This is a genomic window from Amycolatopsis sp. NPDC039088, from assembly GCF_055598845.1.
In genome coordinates this window covers 1-3,859 of the sequence record NZ_JBVKAE010000085.1, presented here as the reverse complement: position 1 = coordinate 3,859, position 3,859 = coordinate 1, and the positions used below count along the sequence as shown (strand labels likewise).

3 protein-coding genes are annotated in these 3,859 nt (G+C 68.8%); all 3 read right to left on the bottom strand.

Translation table 11 applies throughout. The features are described 5' to 3' along the window. Positions 1 to 653: 653 nt before the first annotated feature. Genes ACZ7KI_RS43270 through hrcA form a run of 3 tightly spaced genes read right to left on the bottom strand, consistent with a single transcriptional unit; the run spans position 654 to position 3,645 of the window. Entirely contained in the window at positions 654 to 1,406 is a 753-nt protein-coding gene (locus tag ACZ7KI_RS43270) for a 16S rRNA (uracil(1498)-N(3))-methyltransferase (RefSeq protein WP_470278805.1), read from the bottom strand. Positions 1,407 to 1,409: 3 nt separating this feature from the next. After that, positions 1,410 to 2,576, bottom strand: coding sequence for a molecular chaperone DnaJ (gene dnaJ, locus ACZ7KI_RS43265; RefSeq protein WP_470278804.1), 1,167 nt, complete (start codon positions 2,574 to 2,576; stop codon positions 1,410 to 1,412). Between the two features lie 43 nt (positions 2,577 to 2,619). Beyond that, positions 2,620 to 3,645 carry a heat-inducible transcriptional repressor HrcA gene (gene hrcA / locus ACZ7KI_RS43260; RefSeq protein ID WP_465463719.1) on the bottom strand — a complete coding sequence of 342 codons (1,026 nt, stop codon included), beginning with the start codon at positions 3,643 to 3,645 and terminating at the stop codon, positions 2,620 to 2,622. Between the last annotated feature and the right edge of the window lie 214 nt (positions 3,646 to 3,859).

The following is a 3,859-nucleotide window of genomic DNA, read 5'->3' as shown; positions in this document are numbered from 1 at the left end:
CCGTCGAGTTCGAGACCCTGTACGCGGACGGCGACCTGATCAGCCTGGTCGCCTGACCCCAACAACGAGTCTCTACCGAACCCGGGGCGATTCAGGTCAGGGGGGCGTGTGTGGCGAAGTCGAGGTAGGGCTCCCGTGTGACATCCATCCAGTCACACGTGTCCTCCGCCGGATCACACGTGTCATCCATCCAGCCACGCGAAAGCACCGCTTGAGCCTCCCGCGCGAGCCCGCTCCCGCCGTGTCCACCACGACACGTTCGTCTTGTCCCGCTCTAGAAGTGGAGCCGACCAGCAGTGATGCGACTTCGCCGAGACGGCTGAGCCTTCACGGACGGACCGCTGGGAGTCCGGTGAGCCAGTGCAGACACGCGGAACCGTGCTGTGGCATCGAAATCGGGGCGGAGCAACGAGCGAAGCGAGCTTGCGTGGCCCCAAATGAAGATGCCGCGGCGCGGTGGACCCTGGGGGTCGGTCCACCGCCGCCGCGGCTCCGCCGGACCGAGGGGGGAGGTGCCCGGCGGGGATTCACGCGCGCGACTGGGCTTCATCCCCAGTGGCGCGCCGAAACCGTGTGTTGCGCGTCAGTTAACGAGAGTAACGGCTGTTTGCGTGATCGCGCCATAACTCGCCGCAAAATTGTGGGGTGTTTTTTCACTTCCAGCGGTCGGTGAGAACCCCTAGCGCGCCGAGGGCGACGGCGGCGGCGGTCGAGGTGCGCAAAACGGTGGGGCCCAACCGGATGGCGGTAGCGCCGGCGCCGGTGAGGGTGGCGAGTTCGTCGTCGGTGATGCCGCCTTCGGGGCCGACGATGAGGAGGATGTCGCCTTGTGGCGGGAGTTCGATCTCGGTGAGCCGGGTGGTGATGCCGGATTCGAGGACGAGGGCGCGGGAAACGGTCTGGACGAGTTCCGCGAGTTCGCGGGTGGTGGCGGGTTCGGCGACTTCGGGGAGGTGGGCGCGGCGGGCTTGTTTGGCGGCGGCGCGGGCGGTGGTGCGCCAGCGGGTGAGGGCTTTGTCGCCGCGGGTTCCTTCTTCCCAGCGGGCGACGCTGCGGGCGGCGCGCCAGGGGACGATCGCGTCGGCGCCCGCTTCGGTGGCGAGTTCGACGGCGAGTTCGCCGCGGTCGCCTTTGGCGAGGGCTTGGGCGACGATGACGCGGAGTGCGGGTGGTTCCTCGGTCCAGTGTTCTTCGATGGCGAGGGTGAGTGCCGCGTCGCGGCCTGCTTGCACGGCTTCGACGACGCAGCGCGCCATGCCGCCTTCGCCGTCGGAGAGCACGAGACGTTCGCCGACCCGCAGTCGCCGGACGGTGGCGGCGTGCCGGGCTTCCTCACCGTCGAGGGTGGTGCGCCCGGAGCCGGGCAGCGTGGCGGTGAGGAAGACCGGCAGTGTCGTCTCGGGCACGGGTTATCGGTGGTTCTTGGTGCGCAGCTTGGAGAACAGCCCGCCGGGCTTGGAACCGTTCGACGACAGCGACGGCACGTCTTCGCCGCGCTGCTGGGCCAGTTCGACGAGGAGGTCGCGCTGGGCGTCGTCGAGTTTGGTCGGCACGACGACGTCGATGTGGACGTGCAGGTCTCCGCGGCCGTCGACGCGGCCGGAGGACCGCAGGCGCGGCATGCCCTTGCCGGTGAGCACGAGTTCGGTGGCGGGCTGGGTGCCCGGTTCGATGTCGAGTTCGTAGTCGCCGTCGATGAGCGTCTCGATGGGCACCGTGGCGCCGAGTGCCGCGGTGGTCATCGGGATGCGGAAGTTGCAGTGCAGATCGTTGCCCTGCCGGACGAACACCTCGTGCGGCGCTTCGTCGATCTCGACGTAGAGGTCACCGGCGGGGCCGCCACCGGGGCCGACCTCGCCCTGGCCGGACAGCCGGATGCGCATCCCGTCGCCGACGCCCGGCGGGATCTTCGCGGTGACGTTGCGGCGCGCGCGGACGCGGCCGTCGCCGCCGCACTGGCGGCAGGGGTCGGGGATGACCTCGCCGAAGCCGCGGCAGACCGGGCAGGGGCGGGCGGTGACGACCTGGCCGAGGAACGACCGCTGCACGGACTGGACCTCGCCGGCGCCGCCGCAGGTGTCGCAGGTCTTGGTGCCGGTGCCTTCGGCCGCGCCGGCGCCGCGGCACAGGTCGCAGACGATGGCGGTGTCGACGGTGATCTCCCGGTCGACGCCGGTGGCGCACTCCTCCAGGGTGAGGCCGAGACGGATGAGCGCGTCGGAGCCGGGCTGGACGCGGCTGCGCGGTCCGCGTCCGCGTCCGCCGCCACCTCCCGCGGCGCCGAAGAAGGCGTCCATGATGTCGCCGAGACCGCCGAAGCCGGAGAAGGGGTCGCCGCCGCCGTTCCCGCGTGCGCCGCTGTCCATCGGGTCGCCGCCGAGGTCGACGATCTTGCGCTTCTGCGGGTCCGACAGCACCTCGTAGGCGGTGGTCACCTCACCGAACCGGTGCTGCGCGTCCTCCGACGGGTTGACGTCGGGGTGCAGTTCACGGGCCAGCTTGCGATACGCGCGCTTGATCTCCTGATCCGTCGCGTTCTTCGCAACCCCGAGAATGCCGTAATAGTCCCTCGCCACCGTCTTCGCCTTCTCCTTCTGACTTCGATCTCGACGCCCGCGTTCAGCGGCCGGCGAGGATCTGCCCCACGTAGTTCGCCACCGCGCGCACCGCGGCGATGGTGTTCGGGTAGTCCATCCTGGTCGGCCCGACGACGCCCATTCCGCCCAGCAGCATGTCGTCCATGCCGTAGCCGATGGAAACCACCGAGGTGCTGCGCATCTGCTCGTCCTCATTTTCCTCACCGATGCGCACGGTGACCGCACCGGGGTTGCGGGCGGCCGCGAGGAGCTTGAGGACGATGACCTGCTCCTCGAGCGCCTCCAGTACCTGCCGGAGCGATCCGGGGAAGTCCGAGACGTTGCGGGTGAGGTTCGCCGTACCGCCGAGCACCAGCCGTTCTTCGGGATGTTCGACCAGCGATTCCACCAGCACGGTGCAGACGCGGGTGAGGTTGTCGCGCAGTTCGCCCGGTGCTTTTTCGGGCAGTTCGGCGACGGAAGCGGCGGCTTCGGACAGCCTGCGGCCGGCGAGCGCGCCGTTCAGCACCGTGCGCAGCCTGCCGACGTTCTCCTCGGTGATGACGTCGCCGAGGTCGACGGTGCGCTGGTCGACGCGGCCGGAGTCGGTGATCAGCACCAGCATCAGCCTGGCCGGGGTGAGCGGCACCACTTCCAGGTGGCGGACGGCGGAGTTGGTCATCATCGGGTACTGGATGACCGCGACCTGCCTGGTCAGCTGCGCGAGCAGCCGGACGGACCGGCGCAGGACGTCGTCGACGTCGGTGCCGCTGTCGAGGAAGGCCGTGATGGCGCGGCGTTCGGCGGCGCTCAGCGGTTTGACCTCGGCGATCCGGTCGACGAACAGCCGGTAGCCCTTGTCGGTGGGGATGCGACCCGCGCTGGTGTGGGGCTGGGTGATGTACCCCTCTTCTTCCAGCGCGGCCATGTCATTGCGCACTGTGGCGCTGGACACACCGAGATTGTGCCGGTCGACGATCGCCTTGGATCCCACGGGCTCCTGGTTGGACACGTAATCAGCGACGATCGCGCGCAGCACTTCGAAGCGGCGTTCTTCCGCGTTGGCCACCTGCACCTCCCTCAGCTCGTCCTCACAACGAGTTTACGGAAGGCATAGTGCCTGAGGGGCCCTCAGGACATCTTTGGGGTCTCGTGAGTGGCGATGACGGTTAGGGCCACTTGTGTCTTAGAGAGCGTCTGAGAACTCGATTGTGGTGGTTGGCGTGGCGATGTCGAGAATGAGGTGAGCTCCCGGTAGGACTGGTGGTTCTCACACCAAGACC